Raw genomic sequence first — 20,580 nt, 5'->3', positions numbered from 1 at the left:
CGCATGAACATGCCTGTACGAGGACTCGCCGACCTGATGCCCTTGCTGCCCGAGCTGGTGGTGATCGTCGGCGCGTTCGCGCTGCTGATGATCGACCTGTTCGTGCCCGAGCGCCGTCGCATCGTCAGCCACGCCTTCGCGATCGCCGTGCTGATCGCCGCCACCGCGCTGATCGCCTTCGGCGTGGGCGGGCAGGGCACCGTGCTCAGCGGCATGTTCGTGCGCGACACCGCCGCCGACGTGCTCAAGCTGGCGATCGGCGTGGTCAGCGTGCTGTCGATGGTCTACACCTGGTCCTACCTGCGCGAGCGCGAGCTGTACAAGGGCGAGGTCGCGGTGCTGATGCTGTTCGCCACCGCCGGCATGATGCTGCTGGTCTCGGCCGGCAGCCTGGTGATGATCTACCTCGGCCTGGAAATGCTGGCGCTGTGCTCCTATGCGCTGGTCGCGATCGACCGCGACAGCCCCCTGGCTTCGGAAGCGGCGATCAAGTACTTCGTGCTGGGCGCGCTGGCCTCTGGCCTGCTGCTGTACGGCCTGTCGCTGATCTACGGCGCCACCGGCTCGCTGGACCTGGGCCAGATCGGCGCCAGCGCCTACGGCAACCCGTCCTCGCTGATGCTGATCACCGGCGTGGTGTTCGTGGTCGCCGGCATCGCCTTCAAGTTCGGCGCCGCGCCGTTCCACATGTGGCTGCCGGACGTCTACCAGGGCGCTCCGACCCCGATCACCCTGTTCATCGGCTCGGCGCCCAAGCTGGCCGCCTTCGGCATGACCTACCGCCTGCTCGAGGTCGGCGCCGGCCCGCTCGACGACCACTGGCGCCTGGCCCTGGCCTGGTTGGCGGTGATGTCGCTGGCGATCGGCAACCTCAGCGCGCTGGTCCAGACCAACCTCAAGCGCCTGCTGGCCTATTCGACGGTCTCGCACGTGGGCTTCCTGTTCCTGGGCATCGCCGGCGGCGGCGAGCAGGGCCTGGCGGCGGCGATGTTCTACGCGATCAGCTACTCGCTGATGTCGGCCGCGGCCTTCGGCGCGATCGTGGTGCTGTCCAGCCGCGGTTTCGAGGCCGACCGTATCGACGACTACAAGGGCCTCAACGCCCGCAGCCCGTGGATGGCCGGCCTGGTCCTGTGCGTGATGGCCTCGCTGGCCGGCCTGCCGCCGTTCCTGGGTTTCTGGGCCAAGCTGGCGGTGCTGCGCGCCGCCCTGCAGGGCGGGATGATGTGGCTGGCGATCGTCGGCATCGTGTTCGCGGTGGTCGGCGCCTTCTACTACCTGCGCGTGATCAAGGCGATGTACTTCGACGAGCCCGACGGCGAGCTGCCGCCGCTGCGCGAGGACCGTCCGCTGAACGTGGTCTTCGGCGTCAACGCCCTGGCCCTGCTGGCGCTGGGCCTGGCCTGGAACCCGATCATGGCCTGGTGTCAGAAGGCCTTCGCGGGCTGAAAAAATATTGTTGCGGCCGGCGCTTGAAAAGCGGCCGGACGCCTATATGTTGTGTGTCGCGGCAAACCCCAATCACTGGATGTTGAAAATAAAAGTGAATGCGGGCTTGCAGTAAGGTTAGCCGGCCGTTATGATGGTCGGCCTGATGCGGGGTGGAGCAGTCTGGCAGCTCGTCGGGCTCATAACCCGAAGGTCGCAGGTTCAAATCCTGCCCCCGCTACCAGCTTAGGTTCGCGATCGCCGGTTCATCGGCGGTCGGCAGAAAGCCTCATCGTTGAGGCTTTCTTTTCGAACCAGGTCGGGCTTTGTGATGGCGCTCTGCTCGCGCCAACACACCGAAATCCAGTTGTACGGACAAGGGGCCCACCGGGCCCCTTGTTGTTTTTCGCGTTCGGATTTCGTCAAACAACGTTCAACGAAGAGATCGATCCCGCAAGCGCTGTCGGTCGATCGAAGCTGCAGGAGTCATGCGCGTGTCGGATAAAGCCGTCCAAATCGCCGCGATGCTCGCCCCGACGATCCGTTCGCTGGGCGTGGAGCTGCTCGGTGCCGAGTATCTGCCGTCGCCCGGCAGCGCGGTGCTGCGCCTGTACATCGACGTGCCCGCCGACGACGCCAGCGGCGCCGACGGCGAGCCGCGCCTGGTCACCATCGAAGACTGCGAAGCGGTGAGCCGCGAAGTGTCGGCCCAGCTCGACGTCGAAGATCCGATCAGCGGCAACTACACCCTCGAAGTGTCGTCCCCGGGCATCGACCGCCCGCTGTTCGCGCTGGACCATTACGCGCGCTTCGCCGGCCAGACCGCCAAGGTCGGCCTGAAGCTGCCGCACGAGGGCCGGCGCAGGCTGCAGGGCGAGATCGTCGGGGTGGAAGGCGCGCAGGTGGTGTTCGCGATCGACGGCGCGCGTTTCAGCGTGCCGTTCTCGAACATCGACAAGGCGCGTCTGGTTCCGGACTGGGCCGCGCTGGGTCTGGCGCCTACCAAGCCGGGCAAGCCCAAGCCGAAGGACGGCAAGAACAAACAGACGAAGCCCAAGACCTCATAAGAGCCCGGCTTCGCGACGAATTGGCAGTCTAACGAGCATTAACCAACCCTAGAGCCGGCGGCCCGCGAGCCGACCCGTGCGGAGTGACGAGATGAGCAAGGAACTGTTGCTGGTAGTTGACGCAGTCGCCAACGAAAAGGGCGTGCCGCGCGAGGTCATCTTCGAGGCCATCGAGGCCGCGCTGGCGTCCGCCGCCAAGAAGCGCTATCACGACGAAGACGTGCTGGTGCGCGTCTCGATCGACCAGAAGGACGGCAGCTACGAAACGTTCCGCCGCATGGAAGTCGTGGCCGACGACGTGGTGATGGAATCGCCCGACCGCCAGGTGCGCCTGATGGACGCGGTCGACGAGGTGGAGGGCGTCGAGGTCGGCGACTACATCGAGGAGCAGATCGAGAACCCGGACTTCGGCCGCATCGCCGCCCAGGCCGCCAAGCAGGTCATCGTGCAGCGCGTGCGCGAGGCCGAGCGCGCCCAGGTCGTGGACGCCTGGAAGGACCGCGTCGGCGAGCTGGTCACCGGCATCGTCAAGCGCGTGGAGCGCGGCAACATCTACGTCGACCTGGGCGGCAACGCCGAGGCGATCATTCCCAAGGACAAGGGCATTCCGCGCGACGTGCTGCGCGCCGGCGACCGCGTGCGCGGCTACCTGTTCGACGTGCGCACCGAGCCGCGCGGCCCGCAGCTGTTCATCAGCCGCGCCGCCCCGGAATTCATGATGGAGCTGTTCAAGCTGGAAGTGCCGGAAGTCGGCCAGGGCCTGGTCTCGATCAAGGCCTGCGCGCGCGATCCGGGCGACCGCGCCAAGATCGCCGTGCTCGCGCACGACAACCGCACCGATCCGATCGGCGCCTGCATCGGCATGCGCGGTTCGCGCGTGCAGGCGGTGTCCAACGAGCTCAACGGCGAGCGCGTCGACATCGTGCTGTGGTCGGACAACCCGGCCCAGTTCGTCATCAACGCGATGGCGCCGGCGGAAGTGCAGTCGATCATCGTCGACGAGGAAAAGCATTCGATGGACCTGGCCGTGGCCGAGGACCGTCTGGCCCAGGCGATCGGCAAGGGCGGCCAGAACGTGCGCCTGGCCAGCCGCCTGTCGGGCTGGCAGCTCAACGTCATGACCCAGGACCAGGTCACCGCCAAGTCGGAAGCCGAGCAGAATTCGGCCCGCCAGCTATTCCAGGACAAGCTCGAAGTCGACGAGGAAATCGCCGGCATCCTGGTCTCGGAAGGCTTCAGCACGGTCGAGGAAATCGCCTACGTGCCGGTCGGCGAACTGCTGGCGGTCGAGGGCTTCGACGAGGACATCGTCGAGGAACTGCGTGCCCGCGCTCGCGACGCCCTGCTGAACGAGGCCCTGGCCGCCGAGGAGGAGCTCGACGAGCACCAGCCGGCCGAGGACCTGCTGTCGCTGGAGGGCATGGACGACGAGCTCGCCTACCTGCTGGCCGGCCGCGGCGTGGTCACGCGCGACGATCTGGCCGACCTGGCGACCGACGAGCTGACCGATATCGAAGGTATGGACGAAGCCCGCGCTGCGGCCCTGATCATGGAAGCGCGCAAGCACTGGTTCGAGTGAGGATTTAGCTTCAGGCCGGAAGAGGTCCCTGGCGGGCGTCTTCCGGCACCCCGGATCGCGGCTAGCGCCCCGATCCGGCTTCGCTGGACCGGGCATGGGCCCGGTCCGCGGGCAGGCCATCCGGGTCTGCGAGGCGCCGAGGTGTTGGGCGCTGCGCGGGGCTAGAATGGCGCCATCACGCGCGGGACACGTCCCGCGCCACGAAGGAAACGGACACCGAATGTCGCAGCAAACCACCATCCGCAAGCTGGCCGAACTGGTGAACACGCCGGTCGAGAAGTTGCTGGAGCAGCTGGCCGAGGCCGGCATGAGCTTCAGCGGCCCCGACCAGGTCGTGACCAGCATCGAGAAAGTAAAGCTGCTCGGCTTCCTGAAGCGCTCGCACGGCAAGGTCGACAAGCCCGCCGAAGAGAGCGAAGCGGCGAAGAAGATCACGCTCAACCGCAGCCGCAAGCAGGAACTCACCGTCGGTGGCGGCAAGAACCGCACCACCGTCGACGTGGTCGTGCGCAAGAAGGTCACCCTGGTCAAGCCGAACGAGGCCCAGGGCGACCCGACCGACGAGCGCGCCGAGATCCTGCGCAAGCTCGAAGAGTCCAAGCAGCGCAACCTGGCCGAGCAGCAGAAGCTGGCCGAGGTCGACAAGCGTCGCGCCGAAGCCGCCGACGCCGCGCGTCGCGAAGCCGAAGAGGCTGCCCGCGCCAAGGCCGAGGAAGAGCAGAAGGCCAAGCTCGCCGACGTCAGCGCGGTCGTGCCCGCCGAGAACGACGAGGCGCCGGTGCGCAAGCCGCCGACCACGCACGGCCATGGCCATCCGAAGCCGGCGCCCGCCCGTCCGGAGCCGGCCCGCGTCGACGACCGCAACAATCCGCGCCACAAGACCCGCGGCTCGCACGCGATGGTCGCCGGCGTCGAGGACGACGATGCCGCCAACCGCTTCGCCGGTCAGCTGCACCTGAGCGCCTCCGACCGCGCCCGCCGCACCAGCAGCACGCGCGGCAAGTCCAAGCCGCGCCGTCAGGCCGAGCAGAGCCGCTCCGGCGGCGGCGCCCACGGCTTCTCGCGTCCGACCGCGCCGATCGTGCGCGAAGTCGCGATCGGCGAGACCATCACGGTCGCCGATCTGGCCCAGAAGCTCGCCCTCAAGGGCGGCGACGTGGTCAAGGCGCTGTTCAAGATGGGCGTCATGGCGACCATCAACCAGAGCATCGACCACGACACCGCGGCGCTGGTGACCGAGGAACTCGGCCACACCGTGATCAAGGCCAACGGCAACGACGCCGAGGACGCGCTGATCGCGCACGTCGAAGAGCAGCAGGGCGACCGCGTCGCGCGTCCGCCGGTGGTCACCATCATGGGCCACGTCGACCACGGCAAGACCTCGCTGCTGGACTACATCCGCCGCACCAAGGTCGCCTCCGGCGAAGCCGGCGGCATCACCCAGCACATCGGCGCGTACCACGTCGAAACCGACCGCGGCGTGATCAGCTTCCTCGACACCCCGGGCCACGCCGCCTTCACCTCGATGCGCGCGCGCGGCGCCAAGCTGACCGACATCGTGGTGCTGGTGGTCGCGGCCGACGACGGCGTCAAGCCGCAGACCCGCGAGGCCGTGCAGCACGCCAAGGCGGCCGGCGTGCCGCTGATCGTGGCGATCAACAAGGTCGACAAGTCCGACGCCGATCCGTTGCGGGTCAAGAACGAACTGCTGGCCGAACAGGTCGTGGCCGAGGACTTCGGCGGCGACACCCAGATGGTCGAGCTGTCGGCCAAGACCGGTCAGGGCGTGGACAGCCTGCTCGACGCGATTTCGCTGCAGGCCGAAGTGCTGGAGCTGTCGGCGGTGCCGGTCGGCCGCGCCACCGGTACGGTCATCGAATCCGCGCTCGACAAGGGCCGCGGCCCGGTCGCCACCGTGCTGGTCCAGCAGGGCCAGCTCAAGAAGGGCGACTACCTGGTCTGCGGCGTGCAGTACGGCCGCGTGCGCGCGCTGTTCGACGAGAACGGCAAGCAGGTGGAATTCGCCGGTCCGTCGATTCCGGTGCAGGTGCTGGGCCTGTCGGGCGTGCCCGACGCCGGCGACGATTTCGTGGTGGTCGAGGACGAGCGCCTGGCCAAGGACGTCGCCCAGCAGCGCGACACCAAGCGCCGCGAATCGCGCCTGGTCGCCGCCGCCGGCAACCGCATGGAAGACATCATGGCCCAGATGGGCAAGGGCGAGGGCCAGCTGAGCCTCAACCTGGTCATCAAGGCCGACGTGCAGGGTTCGGTCGAGGCGCTGCGCCAGTCGCTGATGGCGCTGTCCAACGATCAGATCCGCATCAACGTGATCAGCTCCGGCGTGGGCGGCATCACCGAGTCCGACGCCAACGCCGCGGCCACCGCCAAGGCCACCGTGATCGGCTTCAACGTCCGTGCCGACGCCTCCGCGCGCCGCATCATCGAGGGCAACGGCGTCGACCTGCGTTATTTCTCGATCATCTACGACGTGATCGACCAGGTGAAGCAGGTGGCTTCGGGCATCCTCGGCGTCGAGATCCGCGAAGAGATCATCGGCATCGCCGAAGTGCGCGACGTGTTCCGCAGCTCCAAGTTCGGCGCGGTCGCCGGCTGCATGGTGGTCGAGGGCGTGGTCAAGCGCTCCAAGCCCATCCGCGTGCTGCGCGACAACGCGGTGGTCTTCGAGGGCGAGCTGGAATCGCTGCGCCGCTTCAAGGAGAACGTCGACGAAGTGCGTAACGGCACCGAATGCGGCATCGGCGTGAAGGCCTACAACGACGTCAAGCCGGGCGACCAGATCGAGTGCTTCGAGCGCATCGAAGTGCAGCGTACGCTGTAATCGAAATGGCGCAGAAGACGTTCTATCGCAGCGATCGCGTGTCCGCCCAGCTCCGTCGCGAGCTGGGCCGGATCGTGCACGAGGCCGTGCGCGAGCATGCTCTGCCGTCGGTCAGCGTGTCCGATGTCGAGGTCACGCGCGATCTGGCCCATGCCAAGGTGTTCGTGACCGCCCTGCAGGCCGAGCGTTCCAAGGAAGCGGTCAAGGCGCTGAAGCTGCTCTCGCCGCAGCTGCGTTTCCAGCTCGGCAAGGCCATGAAGCTGCGCCACGTGCCGGAGCTGCACTTCCACTACGACGACTCGGTCGACCGCGGCGAACGCATCGACAACCTGCTGCGCGATCTGCCGCCGCAGGAACCCGAGTCCGAACAGGACTGAGCCGGGGCGTCTCCGGCTTCGGGCCACGCCGATCTCCTGCGGGAACGGCGTGAGCCGCGATCGGCGGCCGACCTTGCTCCAGCCAGCCAGGCGATCGCGGATTCGCGATCGCGACCCGCGCCGCTCCCACCGCGGGCGGCGGGCGATTCCCTCCCATTGCCTCGCGCCCCAGCGTCCGCCCGCCGGACTGGTGCACGCCGCCATCGCTCCTACAATGCCCGCATGAGCAAGAAGCCTCGCACCGTGTTCCGGGCCCTAGACGGGCTGCTGCTGCTCGACAAGCCGCCGGGCCTGAGCTCGAACCAGGCCCTGCAGCAGGTGCGCCATCTGTTCCGCGCCGACAAGGGCGGCCATACCGGCAGCCTGGATCCGCTCGCGACCGGGTTGTTGCCGCTGTGCTTCGGCGAGGCCACCAAGATCGCCGGCCTGCTGCTGGGGGCGCGCAAGGCCTACGAAACCGAAGCCGTGCTGGGCGCGGTCACCGACACCGACGACGCCGACGGCGCGATCCTGCTCGAGCGCCCGGTGCCGGAACTGGACGAAGCCGCGATCGAAGCGGCGCTGGCGCCGCTGCGCGGCGAGATCCGCCAGCGCGCGCCGATCTATTCCGCGCTCAAGCAGGGCGGCGAACCGCTGTACGCCAAGGCCCGCCGCGGCGAAGCCATCGAGGCGCCCGAGCGCGACGTCAGCGTGCATGCGCTGCGCGTGATCGAGCGCGACGGCGCGCGCCTGCGCCTGCACGTCGAATGCGGTTCCGGCACCTACGTGCGCAGCCTGGTGCGCGACCTCGGCGAAACCCTGGGCTGCGGCGCCCATGTGGCGACGCTGCGCCGGCTCTGGGTCGAGCCCTTCGTGCAGCCGCGCATGTACACCCTGGACGAGCTGCGCGCCCTGGCCGAACAGGGCGAGGCCGCGCTCGACGCCTGCCTGTTGCCGATCGAGGCCGGCCTGGCCGGATTCGAGCGCGTGCAGTTGGACGCGCAGGCCCAGCGCCGGATCGGCTACGGCCAGTCCGTGCCCTGCGCCGAAGGCGAGCCGGGCCTGGTCGCGGTGTTCGGCGAAGACGGCCGCTGCCTGGGCCTGGGCCAGCGCGACGATCGGCAGCGCCTGCAGCCGCAGCGTCTGTTCCGCTGGGCGGTCTTGAGCGGCAGCCCGGGCGCGGCTACCGTCGCCCAGGAACAGGCGTCCGACCCGGACGCCTGAGGGCCGCCGGCGTTCGGCGCGTCCAGGGACGCCGGGGGAGCGACGATGAAGCGCATGAACTTGAGGCTGGCGACGGCGCTGATCGCCGTCGCGATGCCCGTCTGGGCGGCCGCCGCCACGCCGGCCCAGCCCGTCGAGAGCGTCGACACCCGCCGCCCGCAGCCGGTGATCGACGCCTCGGCCGAGTGCAGCCGCCGCCAGGACTGGCCGTGCCTGGCCCGTTTGATGGACCCGGCCGCGCTCAAGGACCTGCGCGAACTGTTGGGCGACAGGATCTCCGGCGCCACCGCCGATCCGCGCATGGCGGCCCTGTTCGGCGGCAAGACCCCCGAGCAGATCGAGCGCCTGGACGACAACGAGTTCTTCGCGGCCTTCATGGCCGGCACCATGCGCGTTGTGGGCGGGGTCAGCATCGACAGCGTGCAGGTGATCGGTGGCATCGCCGAGGGCGAGGACCAGTACCATGCGGTCACCCGCACGGTCATGCGTTCCGGTCTGACCGACACGCCCATGACCCTGATGGACATCGTCAGCCTGCGCCGTATCGACGGCCAGTGGCGCCTGCAGCTCAAGGGCGACGTGCGCGCCATGATCGAGGGCCTGCGGCGCGTGCGGGCGCAGTCCGGTGCGGCCGGGCAGGGTGGGGACGATGCCCGGGAGGCGCCGCGGCGCTCGCAGCTTCAGGCCCTGCGGCAGCGACGGCCGCAGGCCCAGGCCGAAATCCAACGCGCGCCAGCCGCGCCGGAAGCGGCGGCGCAGGCGCGGGATCGGGCCGGGAGCGAAACTGAACGCGACGCGGCGGCCGATTGACGGCCTCCAGCGCAGGCAGCGGCCGAGCGCATGAACTCGCGGCGTTCGCGGGCCCCGGAGCCCATTGCGCGGCCGCTCGCGATTCAGGTCGCATTCGCCGCCGCGGGCTGATACAATTCCGCCGCTTTTCAAGCACTTCCCAAGCACTCGCGCTTGAACGGCATCCCTAATCCATAGCAAACGGCGAGCCAGGCGGTGCGTCGGGGCGGCAAGGCCGCGACCGATTCGCTTCTGCAGGCCACGCATCGGAAGAGAACATCATGTCGATCGACACCAGCAAGATCATTGAAGACAACAAGCGCGGCGCCAACGACACCGGTTCGCCGGAAGTCCAGGTCGCCCTGCTCACCGCTCGCATCGAGCAGCTCACCGGTCACTTCAAGCTGCACAAGCAGGACCACCACAGCCGGCGCGGCCTGCTGCAGATGGTCAACCGCCGCCGCAGCCTGCTCGACTACCTGAAGCGCAAAGACAACGAGCGTTACAAGGCCCTGATCGAAAAGCTCGGTCTGCGCCGCTAACCGATACCGACCGCGGCGCAGCGATGCGCCGCGGTTTCTTTTGCGGGACCGGAATCTTCGGAACCGCGCCCCGCGGCGATGCAGGACGCAGCGCCAGCCGATCGGCCCAGGACCGCTCCGGTCCAGTCCGCTTCGGCCCAGGCCCGGCAGTCCGGGCCGCGCAACCCGGCCAGGGCGGACGCCCGGGCCAGGGTGCACACCAAACCGCAGGCCGTTACGGCGGCCGACCGGGTGAGGCAAGGGCCTCGACCGGAACGTATCGAACCGAAGGAACCCAACGTGGCAAAAATTACCAAGACCTTCCAGTACGGCAACCACCAGGTGACGCTGGAAACCGGCGAGATCGCTCGCCAGGCCAGCGGCGCCGTGATCGTCAAGATGGACGACACCGTACTGCTGGTGACGGCCGTCGCCGCCAAGAGCGCGCGCGAGGGGCAGGATTTCTTCCCGCTCACCGTCGATTACCAGGAGAAGTTCTACGCCGGCGGCCGCATCCCGGGCGGCTTCTTCAAGCGTGAAGGCCGCGCGACCGAGAAGGAAACGCTGATCTCGCGCCTGATCGATCGCCCGATCCGTCCGCTGTTCCCCGAGGACTACAAGAACGAAGTCCAGATCATCGCCACCGTGATGTCGATGAATCCGGAAATCGACGGCGACATCCCGGCGCTGATCGGCGCTTCGGCCGCCATGGCGCTGGCCGGCACCCCGTTCCAGGGCCCGATCGGCGCGGCCAAGGTCGGTTACAAGAACGGCCAGTACCTGCTGAACCCGACCGTGAGCGAGCTGGCCGATTCCGAATTGGAACTGGTCGTCGCCGGCACCTCCAACGCGGTGCTGATGGTCGAATCCGAAGCCAAGATGCTGTCCGAGGACGTCATGCTGGGCGCGGTGATGTTCGGCCATCGCGAAATGCAGAAGGTCATCAACATCATCAACGAGCTCGTCGTCGAAGCCGGCACCAAGGCCTCGACCTGGGAAGCTCCGGCCAAGAACGAAACCCTGATCGCCGCCCTCAAGGAGGCCGTGGGCGACCAGCTCGCCGCCGCCTTCCAGGTCCGCGACAAGCTGCAGCGCCGCGACGCCATCTCGGCGATCAAGAAGGACGTCATGCAGTCGCTGGCCGGCCGCGCCGAAGCCGAAGGCTGGGCCAACTCGGAGCTGTCGAAGGAATTCGGCGAGCTTGAGTACCAGACCATGCGCAACTCGGTGCTGAGCACCAAGGTCCGCATCGACGGCCGCGCCCTCGACACCGTGCGCCCGATCGCGTCCAAGGTCGGCGTGCTGCCGCGCACCCACGGCTCCTCGCTGTTCACCCGCGGCGAGACCCAGGCCATCGTGGTCGCCACCCTGGGCACCGCGCGCGACGGTCAGATCATCGACGCCGTCTCGGGCGAGTACAAGGAACACTTCCTGTTCCATTACAACTTCCCCCCGTTCTCGGTGGGCGAAGCCGGCCGCATGATGGGCCCGAAGCGCCGCGAAATCGGCCACGGCCGTCTGGCCAAGCGCGGCGTGCTCGCCGTGATGCCGACGATGGAAGAATTCCCGTACACCATCCGCGTGGTCTCGGAAATCACCGAGTCGAACGGTTCGTCCTCGATGGCTTCGGTCTGCGGCAGCTCGCTGGCGCTGATGGATGCCGGTGTGCCGATCAAGGCGCCGGTCGCGGGCATCGCGATGGGCCTGGTCAAGGAAGGCGATAACTTCGTCGTCCTGTCCGACATCCTGGGCGACGAGGATCACCTTGGCGACATGGACTTCAAAGTCGCCGGCACCAGCGAGGGCATCTCGGCCCTGCAGATGGACATCAAGATCCAGGGCATCACCGAAGAGATCATGAAGGTCGCGCTGGGCCAGGCCAAGGCCGGTCGCCTGCACATCCTGGGTGAGATGGCCAACGCCATCACCACCTCGCGTTCGGAGCTGTCCGAGTACGCCCCGCGTCTGCTGACCATGAAGATCCACCCGGACAAGATCCGCGAAGTGATCGGCAAGGGCGGTTCGACCATCCAGGCGATCACCAAGGAAACCGGCACCCAGATCGACATCCAGGACGACGGCACCATCGTCATCGCCTCGGTCAACGCCGCCGCCGCGCAGGCCGCCAAGGCGCGCATCGACCAGATCGTGTCCGACGTCGAGCCGGGCCGCATCTACGAAGGCAAGGTCGCCAAGATCATGGACTTCGGCGCCTTCGTGACGATCCTGCCGGGCAAGGACGGTCTGGTCCACGTCTCGCAGATCTCCAACGAGCGCGTCGAGAAGGTCAGCGACAAGCTCAAGGAAGGCGACGTGGTCAAGGTCAAGGTGCTGGAAGTCGACAAGCAGGGCCGCATCCGCCTGTCGATGAAGGCCGTCGAGGAAGGCGAGGGCGTCGTGGCCGAGTAATCGCCGTGCGCCATGGCTGTCTCCGGAAAAGCGGGCTTCGGCCCGCTTTTCTTTTGTGGCGCCGGTGCCAGGACATGTCCTGATTCGGCAGCGAATGGAGACATTGGGATTGGAGAGGGGCGTCGCCCTCGGTCGGGACAGCCCAATGCCAGCCAGCTTTATCAGCCCCACGCCCCGGATCGGGGAGGCATCGGACCGGCGTGGAGCGAAGCGGCGCGGATCGGACCGGCGCGACCCGGGCCGTCCGGACCGGGCTGCGGCGGGCGCGGCGCGCTGGCTACGCCACGCCGGCTGCCTGCTGGCGCTTGCGCTGGGGTTCGGCGCCACGCCGGCCTTCGCCCAGACCTGCACGGCGCTGGCGCCGGTCGTGAACCCCACCTTCGCCGGCACGATAGCCCCCTGGACCACGACGACGGCGCAAGGCGCGTCCGGCTGGACCTTGGGCGGCAGCGGCGTCTTCCACAACAACGACATGGGAACCAACCTCGGCGCCTACAACTCGATCCAGCAGACGATCGCCGGCGGCGTGGCGGGCGGCAGCGAGATCACCATCGCCACCCAGTGGGGCAATGGCGGCGGCGTGCAGGGCGTCAACGGCAACCAGGTGGACATGCAGGTCGTCTACAACAACGTCGTCTACGCCACCTTCAGGACCTCGCCGTTCGGAGCCACTCCGGCAGTGGCGCCGGCCCCGACAGCCTCCAACGGCGCCACGCTCACCCAGGTTTCCGCCGCCAGCTGGACCAGCGTGAACACCACCGTGACCTATCGGATCAGGCTGCCCGCCAACATGTTGTCGGCAGGCGGCGTGCTGAGGATCCAGACCAGCCGCGAGCAGAACGCCACCAGCGATGGTGCCACCGACGACCTGTTCGTCCGCAATGTCAGCATCGCTTCGCCGTCGATCTGCCTGGTCAAGCAGACCAATCGCCAGGCCGGCAACCAGACCTTCAGTTTCACCACCGCCAATGCCGACACGGTAGTGGGCACCGCGGCCGTGGACACCAGCGCCAGCATCACCACGACGGCCGCCAACACGCCGGTCGCGTTCGACGCCTGGACCGTCGCGGGCACGCAGCCGTTGCTGGTAATCAACCGCGATGCCGTGGCCACGATCCAGGAGACGACCATTCCGACCGGTTACCGGGTGACCGCCATCGCCTGCACGGGGTTCGCCACCGCGCCCGTCGTCGATCTGAACACCGGCACGGTCACGGTCGCGGCCGACAGTTTCGCGACGCCGCTGCCCGCCACGCCGCCGACGTGCACCTACACCAACAGCCGTCCGCGCGTGCGCCTGCAAAAGGCCCTGCCGAACGGGCGCATCGATGCATCGGACCAGTTCGCGTTGAACATCGCCGGCCCCAGCGGCGGCGCCACGACCAACGCCGGCGTGAACACGGCCGGCACCGGTGCCGCCGCCACCGGCACCGCCGATTTCGCCAGCGCCGATGCCGGCGGGAACTACGTCCTCACCGAAGCGATGGCCGCCGGCAGCGCCAGCGCGTTGGGTAACTACACTTCGCAAATCGCCTGCAGCAACGCCAACGCGGGGTCGCCGACGGTGTTGCCCAACGGCGCGGGCATCTCGTTCGATCTCGCCAATCTCGCCCCGGCCGACGACATCACCTGCACCTACTCCAACGGGCGCACGATCGCCGACCTGACGATCACCAAGTCGAACACCTTCACCCAGGCGCAGCCCAGCGATCTGCCCGACGATGTCGTGGCCACGGGCGCCGCTACTACCTACACCTTGGCGGTGACCAACCAGGGGCCGGCCGTGGTGACCGGCGCGGTGGTGAGGGATGCGCCGGGCGCGGGCATCACCTGCCCGGGCGGCAATACGGTGACCATCACCGGTAACGGCGTCCCGCCGGGGAGTTTCACGATAAACGACTTGATCGCGGGCATCGCCCTGGGCCAGCTAGCTGCCGGCGAGACCGCAAGGCTGAGCTTCACCTGCACGGTGAACTGAGTACGGCGATCGGCGCGAGAGCACCAGAGCTCCCGTCGGATCCCGCACGCCGCCACGCCGATCGGGCATGACGGCGTGCGGAGGCAGCGGCAGCGCGATGTTGTCCGAGCGGACAACTGCCTGGAGACGGACAGAGCCGGCGGTGCATCTGCCGCATGGGGCAGGTATGAGGCTTGCGGGCGCCCGGGCTCCGCGAGCCACTGGGAGCCTACCGTGGCGGCCGGGCCGGTAGCAGAGCCGCGTAGCTCCGCGCGCGCCCCGCGGTAGCGTATCCCTCCACTCAGCCGACCGTCGCGGAACCGGGCCGCCAAGCTGCTAGATTCACGGCACTCACCAGCGGAAGCGCAGGCATGGCGGCGGGAACCCAGGAACTGGAACTGTTCGTACGCGAAGCGCTGTTGCGCGGGCAAACCAAGGAAGCGATCGCCCAGGCCCTGGGCCAGGCCGGATGGACGGCCGAGCAGACGCGCGGCGTGCTCGACGCCTACGCGGACGTGGGCTTCGTGGTGCCGGTGCCCAGGCCGCGCGCCTCGCTGTCGGCGCGCGAGGCCTTCCTCTACCTGGTGCTGTTCGCGACCTTGTACTTCGTCGCCTTCAATCTGGGCAGCCTGCTGTTCGATCTGATCAATACCTGGCTGCCCGATCCGGCGGACATGGCCGGGCGCCTGATAAACATGCGACTGGGACCGGAGCTGCATTGGTCGGTGGCGGCCGTGATCATCGCCTTCCCGGTGTTCGCGTTCGTAAGCGCCTACCTGGCCCGCGAAGTCGCGCGCTACCCGATCAAGCGCTTGTCGCCGGTACGGCGCTGGCTGACCTACCTGACCTTGTTCGTGGCCGCCTCGGTGCTGATCGGCGACATGACCGCGCTGGTCTACAACCTGCTCGACGGCGAACTCAGCCTGCGCTTCGTGCTCAAGGTGCTGGTGGTCGCGGCGATCGCGGGCACCGTGTTCGGCTATTACCTGCGCGACCTGCGCCGCGAGGAGACCGAGGGCCCCGGCGGGCGCGCGGTGGGGCGCGGGCTGCTGATCCTGACCGCCGCGGTGATGCTGGCGGCGGTGGTGGCGGCGCTGTGGATCACCGGCGGGCCCGGCGCGCAGCGCCTGATCCGTTTGGACCAGCGCCGTGCGCGGGATTTCGGCGAGATCAGCAGGGCGGTGAACAACTACGCCCGCCAGCACGATCGCCTGCCGCCGAATCTGAAGGCGCTGGCCGACCAGCCTGGAGTGAGTCTGAGCTATACCGATCCGACCAGCGGCCTGCCCTACGTGTACGAGCCGGGTCCGGGCCGCGCGTATCGCTTGTGCGCCAACTTCGATACCGATACCGGCGCCGACGGCAAGGACAACTGGTACGACCGCGAATGGCCGCACCCGACCGGCAGGCACTGCTTCGATCTGAACAGCGAGAAGGAGTAAGCCCGGTCCGGCCACCGGCGACGGCGTGACGCCGGTGGCAGGCGCGGTGCGAACGGGATGGCATCATGCCGGCAGCCGTTCGGACCGCCATCGCATGCCGCCCTTCGTATCGAACCCGACGCAGTTGCACGCATTCCCGCCAGCGTGGCGGCGCCTGGCGGTCGCCTGCGCTCTGACCCTGGGCGCGGTGGCCGCGCCGGCGGCGGCGCAACAAGCCGGGACCGACGCGCGCACGCTGGACACGGTCGAGGTGGTCGCGCCGCGGCGTCCCTTATCCACCTTCCCAGGCGCGGTCACCGCGATCGACGGCGAGACCCTGCGCGCGGGCCAGCGTCAGGTGAACCTGTCCGAGGCCCTGGCGCGGGTGCCCGGTATCAGCGTGCTGGATCGCCAGAACTACGCCCAGGACCTGCAGATACAAAGCCGCGGCTTCGGCGCGCGTTCGACCTTCGGCATCCGCGGCATTCGCCTGGTGGTGGACGGCATTCCCGCCTCGGCCGCGGACGGGCAGGGGCAGGCGGCGAATTTCCCGCTCGATGCGCTGGACCGGATCGAAGTGCTGCGCGGCCCGCTGGCGCTGCAATACGGCAACGCCGCCGGCGGCGCGATCGTGGCCGCCACGGATCTGGAGCGCCTGCGCGGCGCCAGTCTGCAGGCCTGGGCCGGCGATCACGGCAGCCGCCGTTCGAGCGCGGTCGCCGATGCCGCCAGCGACGACGGACGCTGGCGCGGCCGGGTCGGCGCCAGCCGTTTCGAAACCGACGGCGAGCGCGACCATGCGGCCGCGCAGCGCTCGCAGTTCGATGCCGTGGCCGAGTGGGCGCCGCGCGAGGGCGAACGCGTTCGTCTGGTGCTGAACTCGCTGTCGCAGCCCGACACCCAGGATCCGCTAGGCCTGGACCGCGCCGGCTTGCGCGCCGACGTGCACGGCACCGACGCGGTCGCGCGCAGGTTCGATACCCGCAAACGCATCGAAAATCATCAGGCCGGCCTGCGCTGGCAGCGCGATTATGCGCCGGGGCGCGAGGCCTGGATCGGCGGCTACCGCATCGAGCGCGACGTGCAGCAGTACCTGGCCCTGCCGGTGGCGGCGCAGGCCGCGCCCGGCAGCGCCGGCGGCGTGATCGACCTGGGGCGCAGTTCGCTGGGCGTGGACGCGGGACACCGCTGGCGCGGCGCGCGCGGCGCGTTCGCGCTCGGCGTCGAGCTGGCGCGCCTGGACGAGGACCGGCGCGGTTACGAGAATTTCGTCGGCGATCGCCTGGGCGTGCGCGGCCGGCTGCGCCGCGACGAGCGCAACCGCATCTGCGACCGCGAGCTGTACGCGATCGGCGACTACGCGCCGGCGCCGGCTTGGACGGTGCTGGGCGCGGTGCGGCATGCGCGCCTGGACTTCCGCTCCGACGACCGCTATTTCGCGCCGGGCAACGGCGACGACAGCGGCGGCGCCGATTACCGCGAAACCTCGGCGGCGCTGGGCGTGGCGCGCGCATTCGCGCAAGGCGAAGTCTTCGCCAGCCTCGGCCGCGGCTTCGAAACGCCGACCGCGACCGAACTGGCCTATCGCGCCGACGGCAGCGCCGGCTTCAATCGCGAGCTGCGGCCGGCGCGTTTCGACACCGCCGAGCTGGGAATGCGTTGGCGTTACGACGGTGGGCGCTTCAGCCTGGCCGCGTACCGGGTCGAAGGCGAGCGCGAGATCGTGCCCGCCGACAGCCGCGGCGGCCGCGCCAGTTTCGCCAACGCCGGCCGCACCCGCCGCGACGGCATCGAACTGGGCCTGGACGGCACCTGGGGCGCGCGCTGGCGCTATGCGCTGGCGGCGAACTGGATCGACGCGCGTTTCCAGCAGAGCTTCGCCTACCGCGTGCAGGGCGCCACGCGCACGGTCGCGGCCGGCAACCGCGTGCCCGGGGTGCCGCGCGCCGACGGCTACGCCGAGATCGCCTGGCGCTCGCGCGACGGCGTCCTGGATGCCGCGCTGGAAGGCCGTTTCAGCGATCGCATCGCGGTCGACGACCGCAACACCGACAGCGTCGCCGGCAATGCGCGCTACGCGCTGCGGCTGGACTGGCGCCCGCGCAACGCGCGCGGCTGGCGCGGTTTCGCGCGCGTCGACAATCTGTTCGACCGCGACTACGTGGGCTCGGTGATCGTCAACGAGGGCAATGCGCGCTACTTCGAGCCGGGCGCGGGCCGCGGCTTCACCCTCGGGGTGGCCTGGGATGCGGCGCCGCGGGTCGATTGAATCGCGCGTAGGCGCCGCTCAGGCCAGCCAGCGCAGCAATTGCCGATAGACGCCGGCATCGCTCAACAGCTCCAGATGATGCACGCCGTAGGCGATGCGCTGGCGGGTCTGGGCGATGCGCAGGTCGTAGGCGCGGTCCCGATGCCGGCCCAGCGCGCTCGCGGTCGGAACCAGGCCGTCGCCCTTGGGCAGGGCGTCCTCGTCGCTGGCTTGGCTGGCGGTGCTGGCGGCGATCGCGTAGCAGCGCGGGCCCTTGGGCAGCGGCGAGGGCACGCGGCCGTCCGCGCGGCCGTCGCCGTCGCGGTCCTGCCAATCCTCGTCGCGGACGTTGCCGTGGCGCAGGTCCTGGATGCCGGCGCTGCGGACCTTGCCCAGGCGCGCGAACGGCGCGGTGTAGGGGCTCAGCGCGATCAGCGTGTCGACCCAGCTGCCGGCGCGCTCCAGCGGCGCGCCCTGGTGCGGGGTGCCCAGGAAGACCAGGCGATCCAGGCGCGCGAGCCAGGCCTGTTCCTGCTCCTGCGCGGCCACGCAGGCGCTGCGCGCGACCAGGCCGCCCATGCTGTGGCAGAGGATGCTCAGGCGCTCCACTGGCACCGGCCAATGCCGCAGCAATTGCTCCGTCAGCGCGGCGAACTCGCGCCCGTTGGTGGAGATGCGGCGGCCGCTGTTGTAGTGCAGGTACAGCGGCGTATAGCCCAGCTCGCGCGCGAGCGCGGCGCCGTGGTCGTGGCCGGCGTAGCGCCATTGCAGGTCGTTCATGCACAGGCCGTGGACCAGGATCAGCAGCTTGCCGCCGGCCTCGGGCAGGGCGCGGGCGAGGGCGTCGCGGTGCAGCGTCAGCGCATGGCCGTCGTGGCGCAGGCGCATCTGAATCGCGAGCGGATTGCCGGTGGCGTCCAGATGGTCGCCGAGCACGCCGTTGAGCGCGGCGACCACGGCCTCGCGTTGCGGCGGCGGCCGCACCACGTCCAGCAGCGGCGCGAGCTTGGCGAAGGCCAGGTCGAGGCCGTCGCCGACGAACCGGGTGACCCCGCGCACGCTGCGATAGACCAGGCCGGCGATGCCGGGCGCCGGACCGGCGGCGGGCTTGCCGAGCACGCCCGGCAGGGCGCTGATGTTGGCGTGCATCGCCTCGACCAGGTCGGTGACGCCGGTGATCGCGTCGATGGTCAGGCGCTGCACGCCGCGCAGATCGTTGCCGTTGCGCGCGCGACGGCGGTCGGGCGCGGAGGTGGTGGTCGGCATGGCGGCCTGCGGTCCGGACGGATGGGCCCAGCCTACAACACGCGCGCGGCCGCCTTGGCCGTGCGGTCTCAGACCAGACCGGTGGAGTAGTACAGGCCGATCACCACGAACACCGCCAGGGTCTTGACCAGGGTGATCGCGAAGATGTCCTTGTAGGCCTGGCGATGGCTGAGGCCGGTCACCGCCAGCAGGGTGATCACCGCGCCGTTGTGGGGCAGGGTGTCCATGCCGCCGGAGGCCATGGCCGCGACCCGGTGCAGCACTTCCATCGGGATGCCGGCCGCGTTGGCGTTGGCGATGAAGGTCTCGGACATCGCCGCCAGGGCGATGCTCATGCCGCCCGAGGCCGAGCCGGTGATGCCGGCCAGCGCGGTCACGGTCACGGCCTCGTTGACCAGCGGGTTCGGAATCGCACCCAGCGCATTGGCCACGATCAGGAAACCCGGCAGCGCCGCGATCACCGCGCCGAAGCCGTACTCCGAGGCGGTGTTCATGGCCGCCAGCAGGGCGCCGCCGATCGCCGATTTGGTGCCCTCGGCGAAGCTCGCCATCACCGGCTTCCAGGCGAAGGCGAGCACGCTGAGGATGCCGATCAGCAGCGCGCCCTCGACCGCCCAGATCGCGGCGACCTTGGCCACGTCCTGCACCACCGGCGCGGCGTCGCCGATCACCGCCGGGTCGAAGCTGTGGCTGGCGCCGTAGTAGCCCGGGATCCATGCGGTCAGCAGCTTGTTGGACACGCCGACCAGCAGCAGCGGCAGGATCGCCAGCGCCGGGTTGGCGAGCTTGCCGCCCACGAACGGCGCCGGTTCGTTGAGCAACTGCTCGCCGTAACCTTCGCCGGCCTTGAGCGCGCTGCGCCGGCGCCAGTTCAAATAGCTCAGGCCGACGATCAGGATGAACACGCCGCCCAGGCTGCCCAGCCAGGGCGCGGCCCAGGCGTTGGTGCCGAAGAACGAGGCCGGGATGATGTTCTGGATCTGCGGCGTGCCCGGCAGCGCGTCCATGGTGAAGGTGAACGCGCCCAGCGCGATGGTGCCGGGGATCAGGCGCTTGGGGATGTCGCTCTGGCGGAACAGCTCGGCCGCGAACGGGTACACCGCGAACACCACCACGAACAGCGACACGCCGCCGTAGGTCAGCAGCGCGCATACCACCACGATCGACAGCATCGCGCGCTCGCGCCCGAGCAGGCGGATGGTCGCGGCCACGATCGCCTTGGAGAAGCCGGACAGCTCGATCAGCTTGCCGAAGATCGCGCCGAGCAGGAACACCGGGAAGTACAGCTTGAGGAAGCCGACCATCTTGTCCATGAACAGGCCAGTGAACATCGGCGCGACCAGGGCCGGATCGGTCAGCAGCACCGCGCCCAGCGCCGCAACCGGCGCGAACAGGATCACGCTGTAGCCGCGGTAGGCCACGAACATCAGGAAGCACAACGCGGCCAGCACGATCAGAAAATCCATTGAACAGCCC

14 protein-coding genes and 1 tRNA gene are annotated in these 20,580 nt (G+C 69.2%); 13 read left to right on the top strand and 2 right to left on the bottom strand.

Translation table 11 applies throughout. The annotated features are described in order from the left end of the window. The first annotated feature begins 3 nt into the window (after positions 1-3). From nuoN to V1318_RS03505, 13 genes are all read left to right on the top strand, one after another. Complete coding sequence (gene nuoN, locus V1318_RS03565) at positions 4-1,449, top strand: NADH-quinone oxidoreductase subunit NuoN (RefSeq protein WP_332937746.1); 1,446 nt, start codon at positions 4-6, stop codon at positions 1,447-1,449. A gap of 146 nt (positions 1,450-1,595) precedes the next feature. Continuing rightward, positions 1,596-1,672 (top strand) — tRNA-Met (locus V1318_RS03560). Between the two features lie 250 nt (positions 1,673-1,922). Beyond that, positions 1,923-2,495: a ribosome maturation factor RimP gene (gene rimP, locus V1318_RS03555; protein WP_332937745.1), complete on the top strand. Its 573-nt coding sequence runs from the start codon at positions 1,923-1,925 to the stop codon at positions 2,493-2,495. 91 nt (positions 2,496-2,586) lie between these two features. Beyond that, the gene (nusA, locus tag V1318_RS03550) at positions 2,587-4,074 is read left to right on the top strand and encodes a transcription termination factor NusA (protein WP_332937744.1); all 1,488 of its coding nucleotides are present in this window, start codon (positions 2,587-2,589) and stop codon (positions 4,072-4,074) included. Between the two features lie 220 nt (positions 4,075-4,294). Next, positions 4,295-6,913, top strand: a complete 2,619-nt coding sequence (infB, locus tag V1318_RS03545) for a translation initiation factor IF-2 (protein WP_332937743.1) — start codon at positions 4,295-4,297, stop codon at positions 6,911-6,913. Between the two features lie 5 nt (positions 6,914-6,918). Continuing rightward, positions 6,919-7,290, top strand: coding sequence for a 30S ribosome-binding factor RbfA (gene rbfA, locus V1318_RS03540; protein WP_091637087.1), 372 nt, complete (start codon positions 6,919-6,921; stop codon positions 7,288-7,290). 222 nt (positions 7,291-7,512) lie between these two features. Next, entirely contained in the window at positions 7,513-8,493 is a 981-nt protein-coding gene (gene truB / locus V1318_RS03535; RefSeq protein ID WP_332937735.1) for a tRNA pseudouridine(55) synthase TruB, read from the top strand. Between the two features lie 45 nt (positions 8,494-8,538). Beyond that, on the top strand, positions 8,539-9,303 hold the full coding sequence (locus V1318_RS03530) for a hypothetical protein (RefSeq protein WP_332937734.1): 765 nt from the start codon (positions 8,539-8,541) through the stop codon (positions 9,301-9,303). 260 nt (positions 9,304-9,563) lie between these two features. Beyond that, positions 9,564-9,824, top strand: a complete 261-nt coding sequence (rpsO, locus tag V1318_RS03525) for a 30S ribosomal protein S15 (RefSeq protein WP_091637084.1) — start codon at positions 9,564-9,566, stop codon at positions 9,822-9,824. Between the two features lie 279 nt (positions 9,825-10,103). After that, positions 10,104-12,212 carry a polyribonucleotide nucleotidyltransferase gene (gene pnp / locus V1318_RS03520; protein ID WP_332937729.1) on the top strand — a complete coding sequence of 703 codons (2,109 nt, stop codon included), beginning with the start codon at positions 10,104-10,106 and terminating at the stop codon, positions 12,210-12,212. A gap of 94 nt (positions 12,213-12,306) precedes the next feature. Further along, positions 12,307-14,190 (top strand): hypothetical protein, encoded by a 1,884-nt coding sequence (locus V1318_RS03515; RefSeq protein WP_332937727.1) that lies wholly within the window; start codon positions 12,307-12,309, stop codon positions 14,188-14,190. Positions 14,191-14,540: 350 nt separating this feature from the next. After that, entirely contained in the window at positions 14,541-15,611 is a 1,071-nt protein-coding gene (locus V1318_RS03510) for a DUF5671 domain-containing protein (protein WP_332937726.1), read from the top strand. Between the two features lie 94 nt (positions 15,612-15,705). Continuing rightward, entirely contained in the window at positions 15,706-17,859 is a 2,154-nt protein-coding gene (locus tag V1318_RS03505; RefSeq protein WP_332937724.1) for a TonB-dependent receptor, read from the top strand. An 18-nt stretch (positions 17,860-17,877) separates the two neighbouring features. Here the strand turns inward: V1318_RS03505 and V1318_RS03500 are convergent, their stop codons facing one another. Together V1318_RS03500 and V1318_RS03495 are read right to left on the bottom strand one after the other, a co-directional pair. Continuing rightward, complete coding sequence (locus V1318_RS03500; protein WP_332937722.1) at positions 17,878-19,104, bottom strand: hypothetical protein; 1,227 nt, start codon at positions 19,102-19,104, stop codon at positions 17,878-17,880. A 68-nt stretch (positions 19,105-19,172) separates the two neighbouring features. Continuing rightward, positions 19,173-20,570, bottom strand: coding sequence for a GntP family permease (locus V1318_RS03495; protein ID WP_332937720.1), 1,398 nt, complete (start codon positions 20,568-20,570; stop codon positions 19,173-19,175). Between the last annotated feature and the right edge of the window lie 10 nt (positions 20,571-20,580).

Origin of the sequence: Lysobacter sp. CCNWLW3 (assembly GCF_036697405.1) — a bacterium.
Classification (GTDB): domain Bacteria; phylum Pseudomonadota; class Gammaproteobacteria; order Xanthomonadales; family Xanthomonadaceae; genus Lysobacter.
Note: the sequence above shows the minus strand (reverse complement) of the source record. Positions and strands in the feature narration are given on the sequence as shown.